The sequence below is a fragment of the Rothia terrae genome, assembly GCF_014705925.2.
GTDB classification, from domain to species: domain Bacteria; phylum Actinomycetota; class Actinomycetes; order Actinomycetales; family Micrococcaceae; genus Rothia; species Rothia terrae.
The window spans coordinates 247,775-267,082 of the sequence record NZ_CP061539.1 but is presented as its reverse complement, the minus strand read 5'-3'; the positions used below and the strand labels follow the sequence as shown (position 1 = coordinate 267,082).

The 19,308-nt window shown below is 55.4% G+C and carries 16 protein-coding genes and 1 pseudogene; 7 read left to right on the top strand and 10 right to left on the bottom strand.

The annotated features are described in order from the left end of the window. Positions 1-14: 14 nt before the first annotated feature. Positions 15-749, bottom strand: coding sequence for a TrmH family RNA methyltransferase (locus tag IDM49_RS01300; RefSeq protein WP_190724751.1), 735 nt, complete (start codon positions 747-749; stop codon positions 15-17). Positions 750-817: 68 nt separating this feature from the next. Next, positions 818-1,399, bottom strand: coding sequence for an orotate phosphoribosyltransferase (gene pyrE / locus IDM49_RS01295; protein ID WP_168614449.1), 582 nt, complete (start codon positions 1,397-1,399; stop codon positions 818-820). Between the two features lie 141 nt (positions 1,400-1,540). Between pyrE and IDM49_RS01290 the strand changes: the two genes are divergently transcribed. Beyond that, entirely contained in the window at positions 1,541-1,951 is a 411-nt protein-coding gene (locus IDM49_RS01290) for a DoxX family protein (protein ID WP_228008138.1), read from the top strand. A gap of 95 nt (positions 1,952-2,046) precedes the next feature. On the opposite strand, the gene pabB is transcribed toward IDM49_RS01290, so the two are convergent. From pabB to IDM49_RS01275, 3 genes are all read right to left on the bottom strand, one after another. Continuing rightward, on the bottom strand, positions 2,047-3,606 hold the full coding sequence (gene pabB, locus IDM49_RS01285; protein WP_228008137.1) for an aminodeoxychorismate synthase component I: 1,560 nt from the start codon (positions 3,604-3,606) through the stop codon (positions 2,047-2,049). A gap of 221 nt (positions 3,607-3,827) precedes the next feature. Further along, positions 3,828-4,196: a DUF4190 domain-containing protein gene (locus IDM49_RS01280; protein WP_190724749.1), complete on the bottom strand. Its 369-nt coding sequence runs from the start codon at positions 4,194-4,196 to the stop codon at positions 3,828-3,830. 119 nt (positions 4,197-4,315) lie between these two features. Then, positions 4,316-4,645, bottom strand: coding sequence for a rhodanese-like domain-containing protein (locus tag IDM49_RS01275; RefSeq protein ID WP_190724748.1), 330 nt, complete (start codon positions 4,643-4,645; stop codon positions 4,316-4,318). Positions 4,646-5,016: 371 nt separating this feature from the next. Between IDM49_RS01275 and IDM49_RS01270 the strand changes: the two genes are divergently transcribed. Next, positions 5,017-6,399, top strand: coding sequence for an NAD-dependent succinate-semialdehyde dehydrogenase (locus IDM49_RS01270; protein ID WP_168614446.1), 1,383 nt, complete (start codon positions 5,017-5,019; stop codon positions 6,397-6,399). Positions 6,400-6,860: 461 nt separating this feature from the next. Beyond that, positions 6,861-8,498, top strand: coding sequence for a phosphoglucomutase (alpha-D-glucose-1,6-bisphosphate-dependent) (gene pgm / locus IDM49_RS01265; protein WP_190724747.1), 1,638 nt, complete (start codon positions 6,861-6,863; stop codon positions 8,496-8,498). Positions 8,499-8,577: 79 nt separating this feature from the next. Here pgm and IDM49_RS01260 read toward each other — a convergent pair whose 3' ends face one another. Beyond that, entirely contained in the window at positions 8,578-8,733 is a 156-nt protein-coding gene (locus tag IDM49_RS01260; protein WP_168614358.1) for a hypothetical protein, read from the bottom strand. A 314-nt stretch (positions 8,734-9,047) separates the two neighbouring features. Here IDM49_RS01260 and IDM49_RS01255 point away from each other — a divergent pair, with 314 nt between their 5' ends. The 3 genes from IDM49_RS01255 (at position 9,048) to IDM49_RS01245 (ending at position 13,500) form a co-directional block, all read left to right on the top strand. Further along, entirely contained in the window at positions 9,048-10,532 is a 1,485-nt protein-coding gene (locus IDM49_RS01255) for a peptide MFS transporter (RefSeq protein WP_190724746.1), read from the top strand. A gap of 383 nt (positions 10,533-10,915) precedes the next feature. Further along, positions 10,916-11,899: a class 1b ribonucleoside-diphosphate reductase subunit beta gene (gene nrdF / locus IDM49_RS01250; RefSeq protein ID WP_228008211.1), complete on the top strand. Its 984-nt coding sequence runs from the start codon at positions 10,916-10,918 to the stop codon at positions 11,897-11,899. Positions 11,900-12,171: 272 nt separating this feature from the next. Next, complete coding sequence (locus IDM49_RS01245) at positions 12,172-13,500, top strand: MFS transporter (RefSeq protein WP_190724745.1); 1,329 nt, start codon at positions 12,172-12,174, stop codon at positions 13,498-13,500. Between the two features lie 237 nt (positions 13,501-13,737). Here the strand turns inward: IDM49_RS01245 and IDM49_RS01240 are convergent, their stop codons facing one another. Both IDM49_RS01240 and IDM49_RS01235 read right to left on the bottom strand, forming a co-directional pair. Next, positions 13,738-13,920, bottom strand: a complete 183-nt coding sequence (locus tag IDM49_RS01240; protein ID WP_190724744.1) for a hypothetical protein — start codon at positions 13,918-13,920, stop codon at positions 13,738-13,740. A gap of 242 nt (positions 13,921-14,162) precedes the next feature. Next, positions 14,163-14,741: pseudogene (locus IDM49_RS01235) on the bottom strand (alcohol dehydrogenase catalytic domain-containing protein); the annotation flags it as partial. Positions 14,742-15,046: 305 nt separating this feature from the next. Here IDM49_RS01235 and IDM49_RS01230 point away from each other — a divergent pair. Beyond that, the gene (locus tag IDM49_RS01230; protein WP_190724742.1) at positions 15,047-15,838 is read left to right on the top strand and encodes a glycosyltransferase; all 792 of its coding nucleotides are present in this window, start codon (positions 15,047-15,049) and stop codon (positions 15,836-15,838) included. Positions 15,839-15,859: 21 nt separating this feature from the next. On the opposite strand, the gene IDM49_RS01225 is transcribed toward IDM49_RS01230, so the two are convergent. Then, complete coding sequence (locus IDM49_RS01225) at positions 15,860-18,172, bottom strand: glycosyltransferase (RefSeq protein ID WP_190724741.1); 2,313 nt, start codon at positions 18,170-18,172, stop codon at positions 15,860-15,862. Further along, positions 18,169-19,161, bottom strand: a complete 993-nt coding sequence (locus tag IDM49_RS01220; protein ID WP_228008136.1) for a WcbI family polysaccharide biosynthesis putative acetyltransferase — start codon at positions 19,159-19,161, stop codon at positions 18,169-18,171. The genes IDM49_RS01225 and IDM49_RS01220 overlap by 4 nt, the downstream gene beginning before the upstream one ends. Positions 19,162-19,308 lie beyond the last annotated feature (147 nt).

The window sequence follows — 19,308 nt, the reverse complement described above, 5'->3', positions numbered from 1 at the left end:
GGCGGACGCGCGTCCTACTTAACCTTCTGCCCGAAGACGTGGCGTCGTACCCAGGCGTGCATGGCCACAGCAGCGGCGGACGCGGCGTTCATGGACCGCGTCGAACCGAACTGCTCGATTGATAGTGTAGCCTGCGCTGCCTCATGAATTTCAGGGGAAAGACCGGGGCCTTCCTGCCCAAAAACCAGCACGCACTTTTCGGGAAGGTCGTAGGTTTCAAGCTGCTGGGAATCCGGGAAGATATCAATACCAATCACGGTAACGCCCTCGGATTCAGCCCACGCCAAAAAGTCTTCAATCGTGGGGTGGTGACGCACGTGCTGGTAACGATCGGTCACCATAGCGCCGCGTCGATTCCAGCGCTTCTTACCAATAATGTGCACTTCTTTCGCCAAAAACGCGTTGGCGGTGCGCACCACGGTGCCAATGTTCAGATCGTGCTGCCAGTTCTCAATTGCCACATGAAACTCATGACGCTGCGTGTCGAGGTCAGCGATAATCGCGTCCATGCTCCAGTAGCGGTACTTATCAACCACGTTGCGGCGGTCGCCCTCGCGCAAAAGCTCCTCATCCCAGTGGTCACCTGAAGGCCACTCGCCCTCCCAAGGGCCAACACCAATCACGTGGTTAGCCTCAGCAGAAGTCTTCTCCGATGCCTCTGCCACGACCTCACCGGGAACCTGCTCGGCGCTTGCCTGTGCTTCGACGGACTGCTGCGCCGCGTCCTGCTCAAAATTTTCTGAATTCATAACCCTCACCCAAAAGTAAAAACGCCACCGATAAGTTTACCGGCAGCGTTCTCACTCAAGAATTTTCTTTAATCGAGACCGAGGTCGTCCTTGGAGTACGCGTAGAAGCAGGGGACGCCCGCAACTTCTTCGATGTGCTCCTTAGCGCCGGTTGCGCGGTCAACGATGACGGCAACGGCAACAACTTCTGCGCCCGCCTTCTTCAGTGCTTCAACAGCGGTCAGCGCGGAACCGCCGGTGGTTGAGGTGTCTTCAACGGCGACGACGCGGCGTCCTTCAACTGAGGGGCCTTCAACCTGGCGACCCATACCGTAGGACTTCTGCGCTTTACGCACTACAAAAGTGTCGATAGCGCGGTTCTGGTCGCCTGCGGTGCGCATAATCGCGTGACCTACGGGGTCAGCGCCCATGGTGAGGCCGCCGGCAGCGTCGAACTCGATGCCGTTCTGATCAAGCAGGTCAAGCATGACCTGACCTACCAGGCGTGATGCCTCGTGGTGCAGAGTAATGCGGCGCAGGTCAACGTAGTAGTCAGCTTCTTTGCCGGACGCGAGGGTCACCTTGCCGCGCACCACAGCGAGTTCTGAGATCAGCTGGCGCAGGCGTTCGCGTGCTTCTTCAATGGGGAGAGTTTCAGAGAGGTTAGTCATGTTTTCTAGTGTAGTGGGTAGCACGGGTGTTTTTCATGACGCCAAGACCGCCACTTTAACCCGGGTTTTGGGCAGAAATCGGGGTCAAAGTGGCATCTCGGAGGGGTTGGCAGGTCAGTCAGTAGGCGTAGCATGGAAAACATGAATCCTTTTAAGAAAGACCCCACCGAGACCACCGGTCAGAAACTTACCCGCCTAGGAATGGGTGCAGGCCTGACTTTCATGGGTGCCCTGCACTTCAAAAAAGACTCCGTACCATCATTCGCATCCATCGTTCCGCCGTGGGTGCCGGGCAAGCCCGAGACCACCGTGTACGCATCCGGCGTGGCTGAACTCGCCCTGGGTTTGGCGATGCTCACCGCACCTAGTGCACGACGCGCATCCGGCCTCGGCGCCGCAGCCCTCTTCGTGGCGGTCTTCCCCGCCAACGTCTACCAGTACACCGAGGGAATTGATGTTCCCGGTCTTATCGACACCGACGCCAAGCGCCTGCGCCGCCTGCCCATGCAGATTCCGATGATTGCCGGCGCGCTGTACGTCGCAAAGAAGTAGCACACCGTTTTGTACACTGTTTCTCTCCGCGTACACCGATTCTCCGTGTACAAAGAGAGAAAGAGTGTACAAAGCGCCAGGGTACCCAGCCGCACCTAGGACGCGGCGACCTCCCCTACGCCCAGCGGTAGGGCGGCGCGCAACTTGGTGACCATCTCGTCGTACTCGGCGTCCGGGTCTGAGTCAGCTACGATTGCCCCGCCCGCACTCAGTGTCACCTCGCCGGATGCGGCGGCCACCAGCGTCCTGATAACGATGGAAAGGTTCACCGCCCCGGTTTCCGAGAAAAAGCCCAGCACCCCGGAGTACACGCCGCGGGCACGCCCTTCTAGCCGGTCGATAATATCCAGCGTCGACGGTTTGGGTGCCCCCGTCATTGAACCGCCTGGAAAACACGCCAGCACAGCATCAACTGGGTGAACGTCGCGTCGCACCTGTGACCGAACCGTTGAGACCAGCTGGTGCACGGTCGAGTACGACTCCACGCCCATAAGCACAGGCACCTGCACAGAATCTGGATAACTCACGCGCGATAAATCGTTGCGCAGAAGGTCCACAATCATAAGGTTTTCGGCGCGAGTTTTGGGGTCGTTTTTCAGCCACTGTGCGTGGCGGACGTCCTCAGCCGGATCAGCAGAACGTGCAATGGTTCCCTTGATGGGCTTGGTTTCTGCCTGCCTGTCTGGGCTGATGGACATAAATCGTTCGGGCGATGAGCTCAGGATATAGAAATCCTTGCAGTGCATAAAGGCTGCGTAGGGGGCAGCGTTGTGCTGGCGCTGCGCAAGGTAGGTGGCGAGCGCGTCCTCTTTGCTCACCGGGTTGGATGCCTGTGCTCGGGTTTGCGCGGTCAGGCAGATTTCGTAGCTGTTGCCCTCAAAGATTTCGCGCTGACATTCGCGGACGTCATCTGTGTAGCTCTCACGCGTTGGCGCAACAAAAACGAGCCCTGATAAGGGGTTTCGATCCCCCTGCGCCACGACGCTTTCATCTGATTCAGCGTGCGTCTGTAAAGCCGGCTCAATCTCATCGAGCCACTGTTCATCGCCCACCAGCCAGTTTTTTCCATTCTCATGATCGTGGATCATGTAGCGCACCGCCTGCATCCACAGCGCGTCTGGGGTGTTTGACCGATGCTTCACTGGCGAGGCGGGCTCAGTATGCGCGCGAAATTCATAGCCGAAGTAGCCCACGTAGCCACCCAACAGTGCCTGCGAGAGTTCGGCGGGAGCATCCACTACCTTCGGGGCAAACGACAAAAAAGTGCGTAGTGTTCGCGCAGCGTTACCGGTGTTGCGCGAAAGTTCCCTACCCGTCCCGTCAAACTCGTAGATAGCGTGCTCCCCCGGAGCGTCTTCACCGTAGAACTCACCTACGTTCCGGTCCAGTAGAACCGTTGCCTCATCAGGCACAACGCCCATGTACGAGTAGCGTGACATCGGTGACTCTTCACGCGCCGAATCCAGCCAGAACGAGTACACAGAACCGGCAGAGATTAGCCGGTAGGCATCGGCACAGTCAATCTCAGCCTCAAGGACGCAGGCGTGCAACTGGGCGCCGCGACTGTTGGGGTAGTCGGCGTCGAAAGGAAAATCAGTTGAGCTGTAGGGCTCGTACATCACGCCGTTGCTGGAGTAGCCATCGTTGAACTTCACCCACAAATTCTAACTGCCCGTGCTCTACCCGCGCGCCCGCATCCTGACGCCGCACAGTGGAAGGCATAAAAAATCCTCGCCAGCTTCTTAGCTCGCAAGGAGAAGAAGCGTGACGAGGAAAAGTAGCCACCAGAATATACTAGCCGGTTCGAGTGCCTGTTGCCTTGTTCAAGACCGCGCTGTCACCAAAGTGTGGTGACAGCGAAACTCATGATGAGGTTTTAGCTCATGACGGTGAGGACAATACCAATAATCCAGAAAACTACCGCGATAGCGCCCAGAACAACGCCGATAATGCTCAAAGTTTTTGAATTGCCGGGGTTAATACCAGATGCCTGCAGTTTCTTGCTGAGGTTGAGACCCATGATGCCCGCGATCAGACCGGGCAGTGAGAGGAAGCCAAAGATAAGAAGTGAAATAGCGCTGAAAACGATGGAGAGGATGCCGTAGAGCTTAGCGTTCTTCAGATCTTTTTCAATACCGGGATCGACCAACGGGGCATTGTTCTGCTGCGGGTGACCGTAGGGCTGCCCCTGCGCGGGGTTCTGCTCGGGCTGAAGGGGGACATTATTTTCGGGGTATGAAGTCATACCTATAAATAGACCACACAGTGCGGGTGGCCTCTAGGTTATTTACTTTTAAGACTAAAAATTAAGATTAAGCCCCTCAACAGTTGAAAGCTGAGGGGCTTACCTTTGCATGCTGATCTTTAGCGCACCTGCGGGGTTTCTCCGTTTTCAGAAACCATGGGCAGCTCCGCGTCCTGCCACGCACCCATGCCACCGAGGACGTTAATGGCGTCAAAACCGTACTGGTTTAGGTAGGCGGCGGCACGTAGCGAGCGTCCACCGGCACGGCAGATCACGTAGACGTCTTCGTCCAGCGGAACTTCACCGTAACGTTCGGGCACCTCGCCCAGCGGCAGGTGCTGTGCGCCCTCGATGTGGCCTTCTTGCCACTCGTAATCCTCGCGCACATCCAAAATTTTTGCGCCTTGGGGAATTTGGTCAACGGTTACCTGGGGAATGTCTTCGTTCATGGGTGTAAATCCTTTCGTGAGCTTTATCGGTCTCAGCTTAGACACGATGATGCGCGGCTCACAAGCTGTTCAGCCAGTACCGAAATTCCGATACCGAAATCAAGGACGCGCGTTGTTGCGGCGCTGACCCGGCTATAACCAACCGCCGGTTCAAGTGTTTTCCGCCGGTTCAAGGGGTGAGCGGACGCGTGCGTTGGCCGGACGCCGCGTCCACCCGCCCAACACCGCGTCCGCCTAGTCCGACGCGTCTGCTACTTCTATGCTGTCAGCGCACCGTTTTACCCGGTGATCTCATTGACCTGCGGTCTCATCGTGTTAGAGTTAATAAAAAGCACGCTTATAAAAATGTGCACGATTCAAAGGAGGTTGCAATGAGCACCTACGCACTGACCAACGCCAACACCGGTGAAGTTGAGAAGACTTTTGATTCGCTGAAGTCCAGCGACATTCCCGGCATCATCGATGCAGCACACGAGGCTTACCTCTCCTGGAAGACCAACTCCGTAGAAGAGCGCGCCAAGATTCTCTCGGCAGCTTCCAAGGGCTTCGACGCTCGCAAGGACGAACTTGCTGAGATTATCGGACGCGAAATGGGTAAGCCGCGCGAAGAGGCACTGGCAGAAATCCAGCTCGTAGTGGATATCTTCAACTGGTACGCAACCGAAGGCCCGGCGCACCTTGAAGATTCACCTCTCAACGCTGAAGGCGCACCCGTAAACTTCGTGCGTCACGACCCGCTGGGCATCCTGCTGGGCGTCATGCCGTGGAACTTCCCCTACTACCAGCTAGCACGCTTTGCAGCACCCAACCTGCTGGTGGGCAACACTATTCTCATGAAGCAAGCATCTATCTGCCCCGTTTCATCAGCAGCTTTCGAAGAAGTTCTACTGGACGCTGGTCTGACCAAGGGCGCCTATCAGAACCTCTACCTCAACACCGAGGACGTCAAGCAGATCATGGAAGACTTCCGTGTGAAGGGCGCATCCGTCACCGGTTCAGAGCGTGCCGGTGTTGCGGTTGCCGAGCTAGCAGCACAGAACCTCAAGAAGTCTGTCATGGAGCTCGGCGGCAACGACCCCGCCATCGTCCTATCCGATGTTGACAACGTTGGCAAGGTAGCTGAAACCCTCGCGGGTTTGCGTTTCTCCAACGCAGGCCAGGTCTGCACCTCACCCAAGCGCATCATCGTGGTTGAGGATATCTACGACGAGTTCGTTGAGGCAGCCAAAACCGCTGTTGAAAACTTTGTGGTGGGCGATGCCGATGACCCCAAGACTCAGATGGGCCCGTTGTCCTCAGAATCAGCACGTGATGACGCTGTAGAGCGCATCGAGCAGGCAGTCAAGGACGGCGCAACCCTGCACGTAGGCGGCAAGAAGCTGGATCGCCCCGGCTGGTTCATGAGCCCCGCGCTGCTCACCGACGTTGACTTTGACGACGACCTCTCATGCAACGAACTCTTTGGCCCTGCACTGGTTGTCTACAAGGTCAAGGACGAGGCAGCAGCCATCAAGTTCGCCAACGCCAGCGAGTACGGCCTACAGGCATCCGTATGGACCGCCGATATGGACCACGGCCTTGAAGTAGCCGACCAGATTGAAGCAGGCATGGTGCTGGTCAACGAACACGTTGTCACCCAGGCTGATTTGCCGTTCGGCGGCATCAACAAGTCAGGTTACGGACGCGAGCTCACCCAATGGGGCCTGCTCGAGTTCACCAACGAGAAGCTGATTCGCGGAACCAAGCTCAGCTAACCTTGCTTGCTCGTATCAAGGGCTGCCGCGAAAGGGGACCAGCTAGCTTACGCGCCCATCAGGACGCCGGAGCCAGCAGCCTCCCCTAACTGCCAGCCCCGAGCCAGCTACTGGATCCGACGTCCTTCTCGTCGCTGACCCGGCGTTTTTTACGTGAACCGGCGGTAGCCAACCGCCGGTTCACGCGTTTTAAGCCGGTTCAAGGCATGAACGGATGCGAGTGAGCAGGACGCCCGTACGCGCCAGCTGGCTCGGGGCTGGCGTGAATCGTGGGCGAGCGCCCCGCGCGAGACCACAAGAGGGACTGCTGGCGCGAGGGGCGTCCTGCTTTTACCTGGCTGACCTCTGGCGCGAGGGGCGTCTTGGCTCCGCGTCACTACCCCGCCCACCCGCGTCCACAATTAGGCTTAATACAGGCAATGCTCACCCACGTATCAGGGTTGTCGGGCTAGTCTTAAAGTATGTCTAATCGTGCCGGCACTGTTGCCACCCCAGAAGATCTTGTTGATATTGATGCGCTGATCAGCGCTTATTACGACCTCGCTCCCGAGATGTCAGACCCTGCACAGCGTGTAGCGTTTGGTACCTCCGGTCACCGCGGTAGCTCGTTCAAGAGCTCCTTTAATGACGCTCACATTGCCGCTATTTCGCAGGCGATTGCTGAGTACCGTAAGGGTCAGGGGATTACTGGTCCGCTCTTCATGGGTAAAGACACCCACGCTCTTTCTGGCCCCGCACAGGATACCGCGCTGGAGGTTTTGGCGGCTAATGGCGTCACCGTTCTGCTGGATGCAGCTGACGGTTTTGTGCCCACTCCCGCGCTATCTCGCGCGATTATTGTGCACAACGCCAACCCCGCGAACACCGCGCAGGCTGACGGCATCGTGATTACCCCTAGCCACAACCCGCCTGCTGACGGTGGCTTCAAGTACAACCCTCCTCACGGCGGCCCGGCTGACTCTGATGCGACCGGTTGGATTGCTAATCGCGCTAACGAGTTGCTGGAAGGTGGCAACAAGGACGTCGTGCGTCTGTCGCTTGAGAAAGCTCAGGCCGCTGAGACCACCGGTACCTACGACTACCTGGGTTCCTATGTTGACGAACTCGGTGACGTCATCGATATGGAGGCTATCGCGTCCTCCGGCCTGAAGATTGGCGCGGACCCCATGGGTAGCGCGTCCGTGGCTTACTGGCAACGCATTGCCGAGCAGTACAAGCTCAACATGGACGTTGTGAACCCGCAGGTTGACCCGCAGTGGGCGTTCATGACTTTGGACTGGGATGAGAAAATCCGCATGGACTGCTCCTCACCCAACGCGATGGCGTCCTTGATTGCTAACCGCGACAAGTACGATATCGCCACCGGTAACGATGCCGACTCAGACCGCCACGGTATTGTCACCCCCGATCACGGTCTGATGAACCCCAACCACTACCTGGCAACCGCTATCGATTATCTCTACCGCAACCGCACCGGCTGGGCGCAGGACGCTGGCGTGGGCAAGACCCTGGTGTCATCGTCGATTATCGACCGTGTGGCTGACTCTTTGGGTCGCGCGCTGGTTGAGGTTCCCGTGGGCTTCAAGTACTTTGTGGACGGCTTGAGCAAGGGCACCATCGGTTTTGGCGGCGAAGAGTCCGCTGGCGCGTCCTTCTTGATGCGCGACGGCAAGGTATGGGCCACCGACAAGGACGGCATCATCCTGGCTCTGCTGGCATCAGAGATGACCGCTGTTACCGGCAAGACCCCCTCGCAACGATACGCTGAGCTCACCCGCTCCTTCGGTGAGCCCGCCTACGCCCGTGTGGACGCTGCCGCCACCCGCGAGCAGAAGGCAAAGCTGAGCAAGCTATCGCCTGCGGACGTCACCGCGTCCGAACTTGCCGGAGAGACCATCACCGCCAAGCTGACCGAGGCACCGGGTAACGGCGCGTCCATCGGCGGTCTAAAGGTGACTACCGAGAGCGCCTGGTTCGCGGCTCGCCCCTCTGGCACCGAGGATGTCTACAAAATTTACGCTGAATCCTTCAAGGGCGCTGACCACCTAGCGCAGGTTCAGAAGGAAGCGAAGGCACTGGTGGACGGCGTCATCGCCTAACGTCTAGGACGCCCGCGCCGAGAGTGCAGTTTAACCCGGTTTTTTACTCAAAACCCGGGTTAAACTGCACTTTCGACGTTTAAGCCGGTGTTTTCACAAAGAGAAACTGGCTTTCCAGCGGGTGCATGTACAGATCATCGCACCTGTACCCGCGTAGCCACGGCACATCGTCGACCACCCGCAGGTAGAAGCCTTTGGGAAATTCGTCATCGTCAGAGAGCACAGGAGTCGCCACGTTCACCGCACCTTGCGGCGTGGAGTTTCTCCGCCGACCAACCATGTATCTCTACCTTCATGTCATCTCACCGTGTTAAAAATTGTCGCGCTTTATCCTATTTAAAGTAATTTATCCCACACCCCCTGAATTCTATGTGCCGCACGACACCCCTATAAAACCGCGTCATAACGCGGTTTGCGCCCCATTTAAAGTGAATTTTTATTCATATCCACGTGAATAAATACTTGTGCTTAAGGAGTAAACTCACACACAAACAAACATGCGCCCGCACACATACACACGGACGCTTACTTCGGCATATAGAGAATCTCATGGCATCAGTCTCCGAGAGCGCACAGGCAACCCCGCCTAACGCTCAGCACAACAGCGAGGGCAAGACCTTCTTCGGCCACCCCCGCATGCTCGCAAACCTCTTCTCAGTAGAAATGTGGGAACGCTTCTCGTACTACGGTATGCAGGGCATTATGATTTACTACCTCTACTACTCTGTCACCGAGAGTGGTCTAGGTATTGATCAAACAGCCGCAACCGGCATTATCGGTGCATACGGCGGCATGGTCTACTTGCTAGCTATCGTTGGCGGCTTTGTGGGTGACCGCATTCTAGGTCCTGAACGTACCTTGTTCTATTCAGCGCTATTGATTATGGCCGGTCACATTGGCCTAGCTGTCATCCCGGGCGTAGCTGGCGTTGTTGTCGGCCTCATTCTTGTTGCATTAGGTTCAGGTGGCCTGAAGACTAACGCATCAGCTCTAGTCGGATCGCTCTACAGCCGCACCGATGAACGTCGCGATGCTGGCTTCACCATCTTCTACATGGGTGTCAACATCGGCTCACTCTTTGGCCCGATCCTTACAGGCTGGGGCTGGAATCACTGGGGTTTCCACGCTGGCTTCTTGATGGCTGCAATCGGCATGGCAATTGGTCTGACCCAGTACGCCCTGACTCGCAAAAACCTTCCCGCGTCAGCACATGAACTTTCCTCACCCCTCTCCTCGAGCGAGAAAAAGAAGTACTCACTGTTGGCAGTAGCAATTCTTGCCATCGTAGTCATTCTTGTTTTGACTGGCCTTATCACCCCTACCAATTTGGCAAGCTGGGTAATGGCATTTATTTTCATTGGGGCGATTGCCCTTTTCACCTTGATGCTGCGTGATAAGCAGATTACCCCTGAAGAACACTCACGCGTGGTCTCATTCATCCCCATGTGGATTGGTAACGCGGTTTTCTGGGCACTCTACCAGCAGCAGTTTACCGTGATGGCAGTTTATTCAGATACCCGCCTAAACTGGCATATCTTGGGCATGGAACTTACCCCTAACTTGGTGAACTCCATTAACCCAATCTTCATCATCATCTTTGCACCGCTGTTCTCTATTATGTGGACCCGCCTAGGCTCACGCCAGCCCGGTTCAGTGTCAAAATTCTCGCTGGGTATCATCGGCGTAGGCATCGCATTCCTCATCTTCCTCACCCAGGCAGGCAACATGAGCGTGAACGTTGGATGGATTGTGCTTATCCTCTTCGTGTGCACCTTGGCAGAGCTTTCGATCTCACCGGTCGGTTCCTCACTCTCAACCAAGCTTGCACCCGCGCGTCACCGCGTAAACATGGTGGCACTGTACTTCACTTCAGTAGCACTGGGTACTGTACTTGCAGGCTGGCTAGGTAAGTTCTACTCGCTAGAAACTGAAGTTCCCTACTTCCTGTGGTTAGGTATCGGCACCATCATCGTCGGCTCCATCTTGTGGAGCCTTAACAAGTGGATTACCCGCAAGATGGCAGGCGTTCGCTAAGTCCTCTTTGACCCGCGAGGGGTCCCTTATCGTTCAAAATCAGGCGATTTTTGAATGATAGGTGACCCCTCGCGGTGTTTAAGGAGGTTCTGGGATTGAACTCTCCCACCCGTTAAGTTCGTTTAATATCATTAAAATTGTTCGCCTAGACGAATAATTAACGATAAGCTGTTCTCGCGCGCACCAAAACCTCAAAAAGTTCTATCGAGAGATACTTTTGATGCCACTACCCACAGAAACACCGCCGCGAAAAAACATTTAGGTTTATCGACCTTCCCACCGAGAGCTGCACCGACCTGGTCTACTTCTCCAGCGCATCCGAAAACACCAAAAGATTCGTGGAAAGACTGGGCAGGCCGGCCACCCGCATCCACGACATTTCGATTACCCCGCCGGGGTTCGCGCACAACCAAGCCCTGCCGCTACGCCCCATCAATTGGAACAAACCGCAAGACCCCATAGATTTAGAAGTCTGGAACCGCCTCACCGCCAACTTTTGGCTACCCGAAAAAGTGCCGCTGTATAACGACCTTGCAGATTGGAACAGGCTTTCTGAAACCGAGCGGACGCTCACCATGCGCGTCTTCACCGGTCTTACCCTGCTCGATACTCGGCAGGCAAGCGTCGGTGAAATCAGCCAGATTCAGGACGCTCAAACCGAGCACGAAGAAGCCGTCTACACCAACATTGCTTTCATGCAGGCGGTCCATGCGCGTTCGTACTCATCGGTGTTTTCCACGCTTTCTTACACTGCTGAGATTGATCGCGCCTACCGCTGGGCTGTTGAGAATCAGGTACTGCAAACGCGCGCCAAGAAAGTTCTAGTGCACTACTTTGGCGATGACCCGTTCAAACGGAAGATAGCGCCCACTCTGCTTTCCTCTCTTTTGCTGTATGCGGGCTTCTACTTGCCACTGCACTTTTCGGCGCACGCGCAGCTCACTAATACGGCGGATATGATCCGCCTAATTCTGCGCGACAAAGCAATTCACGGCTACTATTCGGGGTATAAATTCCAGCAAAAACTCAAGACGCTCACGACCGAACAACAAGAGAAATTGCGCGTTTTTACCCTTGAATTTCTGCAAGAGCTCTACGAGCTTGAACTGGAATATTCAGGGGAGCTGTACGAGCCATTTGGGCTCATGGATGATGTTGCCACTTTTGTTCGCTACAACGCCAACAAGGCGCTGATGAACCTGGGTTACGACAACTATTTTGACGCTGAGCAGACGCGCGTGAAACCGGAGATTCTGGCGGCACTGGCCCCCGGTGCGGATGAGAACCATGACTTTTTCTCGGGCTCCGGCTCGTCGTACATCATCGGCAAGGTCGAAGAAACGGACGAGGCGGACTGGGACTTCTAACCCCGCATTTTCTGGTTCTGATGACTAAAAGCTAGGGGTGAAAATATCGAGCGAGCATATACATTTTTACCCCTAGAAAGCCTTCTGGCTTCTTTCTTTCACCTTTTACGAGTGAAGAACCTATCACCGCAGGCAAAAGCTGAAGATTCTCTAGCATCAAGTTACTCAACACAGGTAAAGAAATATCTTTTGAAAACATTGTTTTTCCACGTCAAAAGCTTAAGGTATTAACAACCTTTACAGTATTGGCTTCCCTCACCACAACAGAAAACATGAAAACCTCTACTACTGAACGCCTTGAGCAACTCCCCTTCACCCGCAAACACGGCAAACTTTTGACGGTCTCCGGCATCGGCTGGGCACTGGACTCTATGGATGCCGGTCTCATCTCCTTCATCATGGCAGCCCTCATCGCCGAATGGCAGCTCACCCCACATCAGGCGTCCTGGCTAGGGTCAATAGGCTTTATGGGCATGGCACTGGGGGCAACCTTTGGCGGGCTACTCGCCGACAAGTTCGGCAGGCGTCCTATCTTTGCGCTCACCCTGCTCATTTACGGGCTGGCGACCGGCGCATCCGCCCTCTCAACATCGCTCGTGATGCTATTGATTTTCCGTTTTGTGGTGGGGCTGGGTCTCGGCGCTGAGCTACCGGTGGCGTCCACTTTGATGTCAGAGTTTGCCCCGGCGCGTATTCGCGGACGCATCGTAGTTATTCTTGAAGGCTTTTGGGCTGTTGGCTGGATTGCGGCCGCGTGCATTGGCACCTTCGTGGTGACGGCATCGGATAACGGCTGGCGATGGGCGCTGGCAATCGGTATTTTACCGGCACTGTATTCACTGGTGATTCGCTGGGGCACGCCGGAGTCTGTGCGCTACCTTGAATCGCGAGGCGAACACGAGAAGGCACAGAAAATTTTCCGTAGCTTTGAGCAGTCCCCGGCGATGTTCGCCCCTTCTAAACCACGCGAACGTCAGGTAGCCTCTACACCTGCCCAGCATGAAGTTCAGGATGCGTCTTCACTCTGGTCAGCGGTGTTGCGGCGTCGTACTTTTGCGCTGTGGACCATGTGGTTCTGCATCAATCTCTCCTACTACGGCGCGTTTATCTGGATTCCCTCGCTTCTTCACGCGCAGGGGTTCACGCTGGTGAAATCATTTACGTTCACGCTATTAATGACGCTTGCCCAGCTACCGGGGTACGCAGTGTCCGCCTACCTCATTGAAAAGTGGGGACGCCGCTCTACCCTCGCAACCTTTTTGGTTGGATCTGCTCTTTCGGCGGGACTGTATGGTTTTGCGTCCTCGGAAACTCAGCTGATTATTGCCGGCTGCCTACTATCATTCTTCAATTTGGGCGCGTGGGGCGCGCTGTACGCCATTGGCCCGGAGCTTTACCCCACCCACCTGCGTGGACGCGGCACCGGAGCAGCCGCCGGTTTTGGCAAAATCGCGTCGATCATTGCCCCGCTGATCGTGCCGCCCATTCTCGCAGGCTGGGGCGCGAGCGCACTCTTTGCGGTGTTCGCTGCCGCTTTTATGATTGCAGCGGTGGCGGCTTTCACCCTTCCAGAGTTCCGCGGACGCGCGCTGGAGAACTAGGCACTGACCATTTCATGCCGAGGGGTCAATTCAAGACAGGTTTTGAGAGAAAAACTGTCTTAGAGTGGCCTCTCGGCACATACATCACAGAAAGGGGCGACCTTGTGCGTCGCGTTCTAGATTTTCTTGGAATTACAAAAAGTTCAGGAGGCTCTCCAGCTACGAATGCTGTGATAGGTGGGCTCCTAGCTCTCATCGTGGTTCTCGCGGTGGTCTTTTTCCTGGCCTAACCGCCCTCTACCTACCCGCCGCCGCGAATTGCAAGAGGGATGCGGCACGCGCGTCGATGCGCTTTAACGGGGCACCAACGTGTCCGAGGTCTTCGTCGCGCCAATGTTGCACTTGCCCGAATGCCGACCAGAGTTCTGCAAACTCGGGTGCATCATCGGCAAGCCGGGCGTCCTGCCCGGTAGATGCCAACCACAGTGGCGGCAGAGTGTCTCCGATAAAATTTCGCAGACGATGCAGTGGCGAGAGATCAGCGCGCGCGGCTTCATCGGCTGGCAGTTCGCTCCCCCCAAAAAGCTCCGTTAGGGTGGCGGTCTAAATGCAAGGCTTCCAGTAGAGGCGAGGTCACCACAATGCCGTCAAAAAGTGCGCACCCGCGGGCATCCGCCTCGAGCGCAGAGATCAGTGCCGTGAGACCGCCAAAGGATGCGCCGCAGATGGTCAGCCGGGCCAGCGCCAATGATAGCTAAAGAACCACCCTTGGGAACATTCGCCCACTTCACACCCTGCCAAGCAGTAGGCAGGATATCTGAGAGGTAAAGCGCGCGTTCATCTGCAAAGCCTTCAGATACCTTCACGGGGCCGAAGTCTGCGTGAGGTACGCGAACGTATTCTGCCTGCCCACCGGGAACTTCACCGTACATTTTGGAGAAACCGAAGAGAGAGGCACCCTTGTCATACTTGGTATTTTGGGTAGTCTCACATTGGGCAAAGAAACCGCGAGAGCACATCCAGCATTTACCGCGAGAAATATTGAAGGGAACTACCACGCGGTCGCCGGGAACAAGGTTGGTGACCTGCGATCCGGTTTCTTCAACGATGCCCATGAACTCGTGGCCGAGCACATCGCCTTTGCCGAGGTAGGGGCCAAGCACGCCGTAGAGGTGCAAGTCTGAACCGCAGATTGCGGTGGAGGTGACGCGAATAATCGCATCCGTGGGATCTTGAATGGTGGGTTTAGGGACGTCGATGACTTCGACTTTCCCTGGTTCTTGCCAGGTTAAAGCACGCATGAGTACTCCTTGTTGATGTCTGTTTGTATTAACTGACGACCAGGGGAAAGTAAAGATGTGAGCATTTCTCGCGCATTTATTTGTACGAGCGATCCTAATTATTTAAGTTTGCACATTTTTAACCACACGAATGCTTTCAGTACGCTTATTATTATCTCATAAGGGTGCTTATAGCATGACGCGTCTCCCCAGTAACCCGAGATTGACGAGGCAAAGCTCTTTCTATCCACCTATTCATTGTGCAATCGAGGAGAAATTTCATTACCCTTCCAGTCACAGGCTCAGCGGACCGAGCCATCACACACGTGGGAATCATTATTCCCGCGCACAACGAAGCCGAAGACATCACACAGTGCCTCACCGCCATCGTTGCAGCGCGCAAAGATGCCCGCACAAAGTATCCGCATCTAAATGTTTCAATATGGTGCGTAGCTGATAACTGCACCGATGGCACCGAGAACATCGTTCTAAAAAATTTCACCGACGTCGATAACCTGCACCTTCTTCAGGTGGATTTTCGCAAACCGGGGCTCACTCGCGACTACGGCATCCAACAGTTTTTTGCCTACGTTCACCGGTTCTCGTCGTGCCCGGCACATAACGCTTGGGTTGCCATGACGGATGCGGACACCGTTGTACCGCTCAACTGGTTAACCGACCAAATAACTGCCGCAAACAACAGCACTGACTGCGTGGTGGGCACAGTAGAACCACGCAAATCTGAGCTAGGAGATCAGGTCTACAATCTGTGGCGAGAGCGTCACGATTTCTGCGAAGGCCACAAGCATATTTTCGGCGCAAATTTGGGGGTGCGTGCATCTGCCTACCAACAGGTTGGCGGGTTCTTGCCCCTCTTACACTCTGAAGATTCCTCATTGGTGAAAGCTGTAGAGGATGCCGGGTTTGAGATGCTGAAGACCGACCGTATTCGCGCGGTAACTTCGGGTCGAGTACAAGGACGCGTGGTGCACGGTTTTAGCACATACTTGGCTGATCTCATTGCCGAAAAAGCATCGCCAGCTAACGATCCTCTCCCACCGACAGTTGCTGTTAGACGCCTCTTAAAGGCGCCCAGGGTGCCCTCTACTCACTGGTAGAGAACACCCTGTAATCTTTGGCTACCACCCCGCGAAGAAACCTTCTAAACGCACGGGTTCATCAAAGATCGTCCACTGCGCTTCTACGGTGAAAGTCGAGCATTTGCCACCTGCTGGAACCATCGCCGAGGACGCCACAAGAGGTGATGCGTCCTCGGTTTCCCTCCCTGCGCCCACACAGGCAACAGAAGCGTTTGCTCGGCGGCTACGCCAGCGAGCACTATCTACCCGGGCGAATTTTTTACGGCCTGTGCTGTCTGTGAGCAGGGCATTGCCGTCGTGGTTTTCTACGCGGTAAATATCATTGAGGTTTTCCACGGTAGTAGCTTGCAAAAGATGCACACGAAGGCGAGCAGTGCCATGGTTGCCACCGGGCAAACCAGCATCACCGTTTTTGAGGAGATGTACCCGCGGGTCTGCTGTGAACACCGTAGCTGCGCTTTCCACCCACGGCGCGATGATATGAACACCGGGTAGTGCAAGCCACCCCTCAATCACTGTTTCGAGCACACCCGGTTGCCAGAATTTCGCTTCTTCGGGGATAAGAATTTCGATGTCTGGGCGGGTAAATATCGTGTGCGAGGGACGCGCCATAGGGTGGGTAATACGTTGTGCCAGCATCACCGATTCCCAGTTCTTTTGGGCGATAGCTGCGGTGTCATCGGTAAACCGCTCACCCCAATCGTCCTCGGGGTGATCAGCCACCGCTAGCTCACTATGCCAGAATCTTGCCCCGCAGTTCCATGCGCGCCAGGCAAATTCCCAGTCCTCTCCCCCGTAACCGACCATGCTTTCGTCAAAGCCACCCACGCGGTTAAAGAAATCACGGGAGCAGGTGAGTACAGCAGAGATGATAAATCGCCAGGCGGAATCATCGGCCTTTGCAAGGTGATTGGTCTGTGCCCAGGCGTCCTGCAACCAGGCTGGCTCTTTGCCATCGCCGTGTACACGTGTGCCAACGACGAGCGCGTGTGGCTGATGCGTCAGCAAGGCAACCGCATGGCGCAGATAGTCGTGTCGCGGAACGGTATCGCCATCGATGAAAGCCAGAACGTCATGCGATGCCGCCTGCGCCCCGAGATTACGAACAGCAGCTGCCCTGAAACCCAGGTTGTCTTGACGAACAACTTTCACAGGAAAGCTCAGGTTGTCCGGCACCGGCGGGGTATCAGCAGAGCCATCATCGGCGACAATACATTCGATCTTGCCGGCATAATCCTGGTGTTCAAGTGCTCTGAAAATGGCGGTGAGGCCGTCAGGGTTTTCAAAGTAGGGAACTACAACGCTCACGCTTGGCCAGTTTCTCGGTTCACGTTCTACCAGCGTGTGCGGGTCTTGCTCAGGAAAAATCCCTGATGCCCATGCGCGTTCGTAGCCTTGGGCAACATGAGCCCAGGTCCAGTTGGTGGGGGCTTCTAAACGTCGTGAAAAATCAGCGGGTAGGTTCTTAATGACGCGTGCCCACTCATCGTTGGGAACCAGGGTGATGAAATCGCCCCAGATTTTCGCTAGCTCACGCGAATACGTGTTGTCTGAAACCAGCACGCGTCGTCCTAAGCTGATCCATTTCATCAGTGAGCCCGAGGCAGAGAAATGGCGGTGTGCACACACTGGAATTTGAGTGCGCAGCATCTGCTCTTCTAATTCAGGTTCGCTGAGGTAGCCGGTGACTTCAAAACCGACCCCGGCGTTTTGCGCTGTTGCTTCTAACTTTTCGAGCAACCAGTCATGGCCTTCTGAGATCTTGCCTAAGGCTCGCACGTTAGCGTTAACACCGTTCAGCGATTCCAGTAATTCTTGATGCCCTTTACCGGGGTAGAGAAAACCCATGACACTAATATCTAGTGGCTGCTCAGTGAGCGGCTTTGCCCGGTAGTTGCCTTGAGTTTCAACGGCGGCAAGCGGTAGGGGAAGAACTAGCGGGTACACAGCTTTTCGGCAGTGCCGTCTGAAAAAAGCTGCTTCATGTTCGGAATTAACCACCAAAACATCGGCGCGCTCACCTAACTCAACGTAGGCGCGAGTGCGAGAGGCAAACCTCTCTTCACCCTCTTGTACCTGCGGCACATCGTGAAAAGAGATGCTTAGGTAAAACTGTTCACCCAGGCGATGCATGAGTTGTACAGCCCGCGCCGGGGTGTCGCCTAGTAGATGGTCGGTGAAACAGATGTGAACGCTCTGCGTTTCAAGAGTCAAAGGCAACGCTCTTTCAAGGTCTTGCCAGGACTCAAAGCATAAGGGTTCTACATTCAGTGCATCGCACAGCTGAAGTGCGTAGGTCACTACACCGTGTTCAGCGGGGCCGACGACGATGTGCTGAGGAGAATTCTTCACTTATTGCTTTCTTGCGGTAGTGCGGGAACGTCGTACCCCAAGTAGCTCAGGAGTTCGCGGTGACGGGTGAGGGCAGCGTCGATGATTTCAGGGTGTTTCTTGTAAAACGCCAGTTGTTCGGTGCGGATTTTATCCTCCGGAATAACTTCGCCGTTGAGAGTCCACTGATCGCGACGCTCATTGATCTCAAAGAAGGCGGCAGCGTGCGGGTCGATGGGCGATTGTAGATTTCCCAGGAGTTCGTGGTCAGCTCCGACAGCTGACACTGCCGCATCTGAAATCTGCGGGTCGATAGCTTTGAGGACGCGCTGAGCTAGCGTCGTCAATGTGCTGTTATCGGGGTGGTTGAGAATATGCCAGACCGGGTTATGAGCCAGAACGTCAGAGATTCGTACACAACCGTGGGCGTCCTCTCGGCTTGCGAGCTGACGGATGCTCTGCTGTGCGCAGGCAAGGTAGTCGACCGGTCGAGTCTTTTCTATACCGGCAACCTCGGCAATAAGAGTCAGGTCGTGATAGGGCACCACCGGCGGGTTGAGTGAGGGGTCCTGCGGTGAACGCACGATCGCGATGGCGGGGTTCAAACCGTTAAAGCGTAGAACGGGAAATTTAATCACTCGGGCGTCTTGCGGCAGCAATTGCGTTAGTTGCTGAGTACCGCTGGGTAAGTCACGATAGTTATCGCGGATAGGTTGAGAAATCAACACATCGGTTTGAGCAAGAGTAGCGCCAACATAGCGCATATCGTCTGCTGTCCATTCGTGAACAGGCGGAATGCGGTAGGAACTCACAGCACCCGATGAGTCAAGAAGGATGCGCAAGGATTCTGCCTGACAGTTACCGACAACGGCGACGCGGGGCAGGTGGGCAGAATCTTCAGGTGAATTTACGTGTTTGAGGCGATAGAACTCACCGTAGTGGTGGTGCCGTCCGGTTATTGTTTCCTCGGCAGGAGGCAAAACAGCTTCTGTACGCTCTTGTTGTTTCATTGTGCCTTCCCTAGCCACGACGCGAAAATAAGGTGAGGGGTGAAAACATCACCGTCCTCTAATAAGCATACTTAACTCTTGCCGTAAGATAGCCGTAGAACCCTGATAAAGAGTATGTACTTCTGGCAACAGCGGGGTAACGTTCTT

Excerpts from the sequence above, each read along its gene's own strand:
- IDM49_RS01245 (WP_190724745.1), top strand. The coding sequence starts at position 12,172 with ATGAAAACCTCTACTACTGAACGCCTTGAGCAACTCCCCTTCACCCGC.
- IDM49_RS01255 (WP_190724746.1), top strand. The coding sequence starts at position 9,048 with ATGGCATCAGTCTCCGAGAGCGCACAGGCAACCCCGCCTAACGCTCAG.
- pgm (WP_190724747.1), top strand. The coding sequence starts at position 6,861 with ATGTCTAATCGTGCCGGCACTGTTGCCACCCCAGAAGATCTTGTTGAT.
- IDM49_RS01280 (WP_190724749.1), bottom strand. The coding sequence starts at position 4,196 with ATGACTTCATACCCCGAAAATAATGTCCCCCTTCAGCCCGAGCAGAAC.
- IDM49_RS01275 (WP_190724748.1), bottom strand. The coding sequence starts at position 4,645 with ATGAACGAAGACATTCCCCAGGTAACCGTTGACCAAATTCCCCAAGGC.
- IDM49_RS01290 (WP_228008138.1), top strand. The coding sequence starts at position 1,541 with ATGAATCCTTTTAAGAAAGACCCCACCGAGACCACCGGTCAGAAACTT.
- IDM49_RS01300 (WP_190724751.1), bottom strand. The coding sequence starts at position 749 with ATGAATTCAGAAAATTTTGAGCAGGACGCGGCGCAGCAGTCCGTCGAA.
- pyrE (WP_168614449.1), bottom strand. The coding sequence starts at position 1,399 with ATGACTAACCTCTCTGAAACTCTCCCCATTGAAGAAGCACGCGAACGC.
- IDM49_RS01220 (WP_228008136.1), bottom strand. The coding sequence starts at position 19,161 with ATGAAACAACAAGAGCGTACAGAAGCTGTTTTGCCTCCTGCCGAGGAA.
- IDM49_RS01270 (WP_168614446.1), top strand. The coding sequence starts at position 5,017 with ATGAGCACCTACGCACTGACCAACGCCAACACCGGTGAAGTTGAGAAG.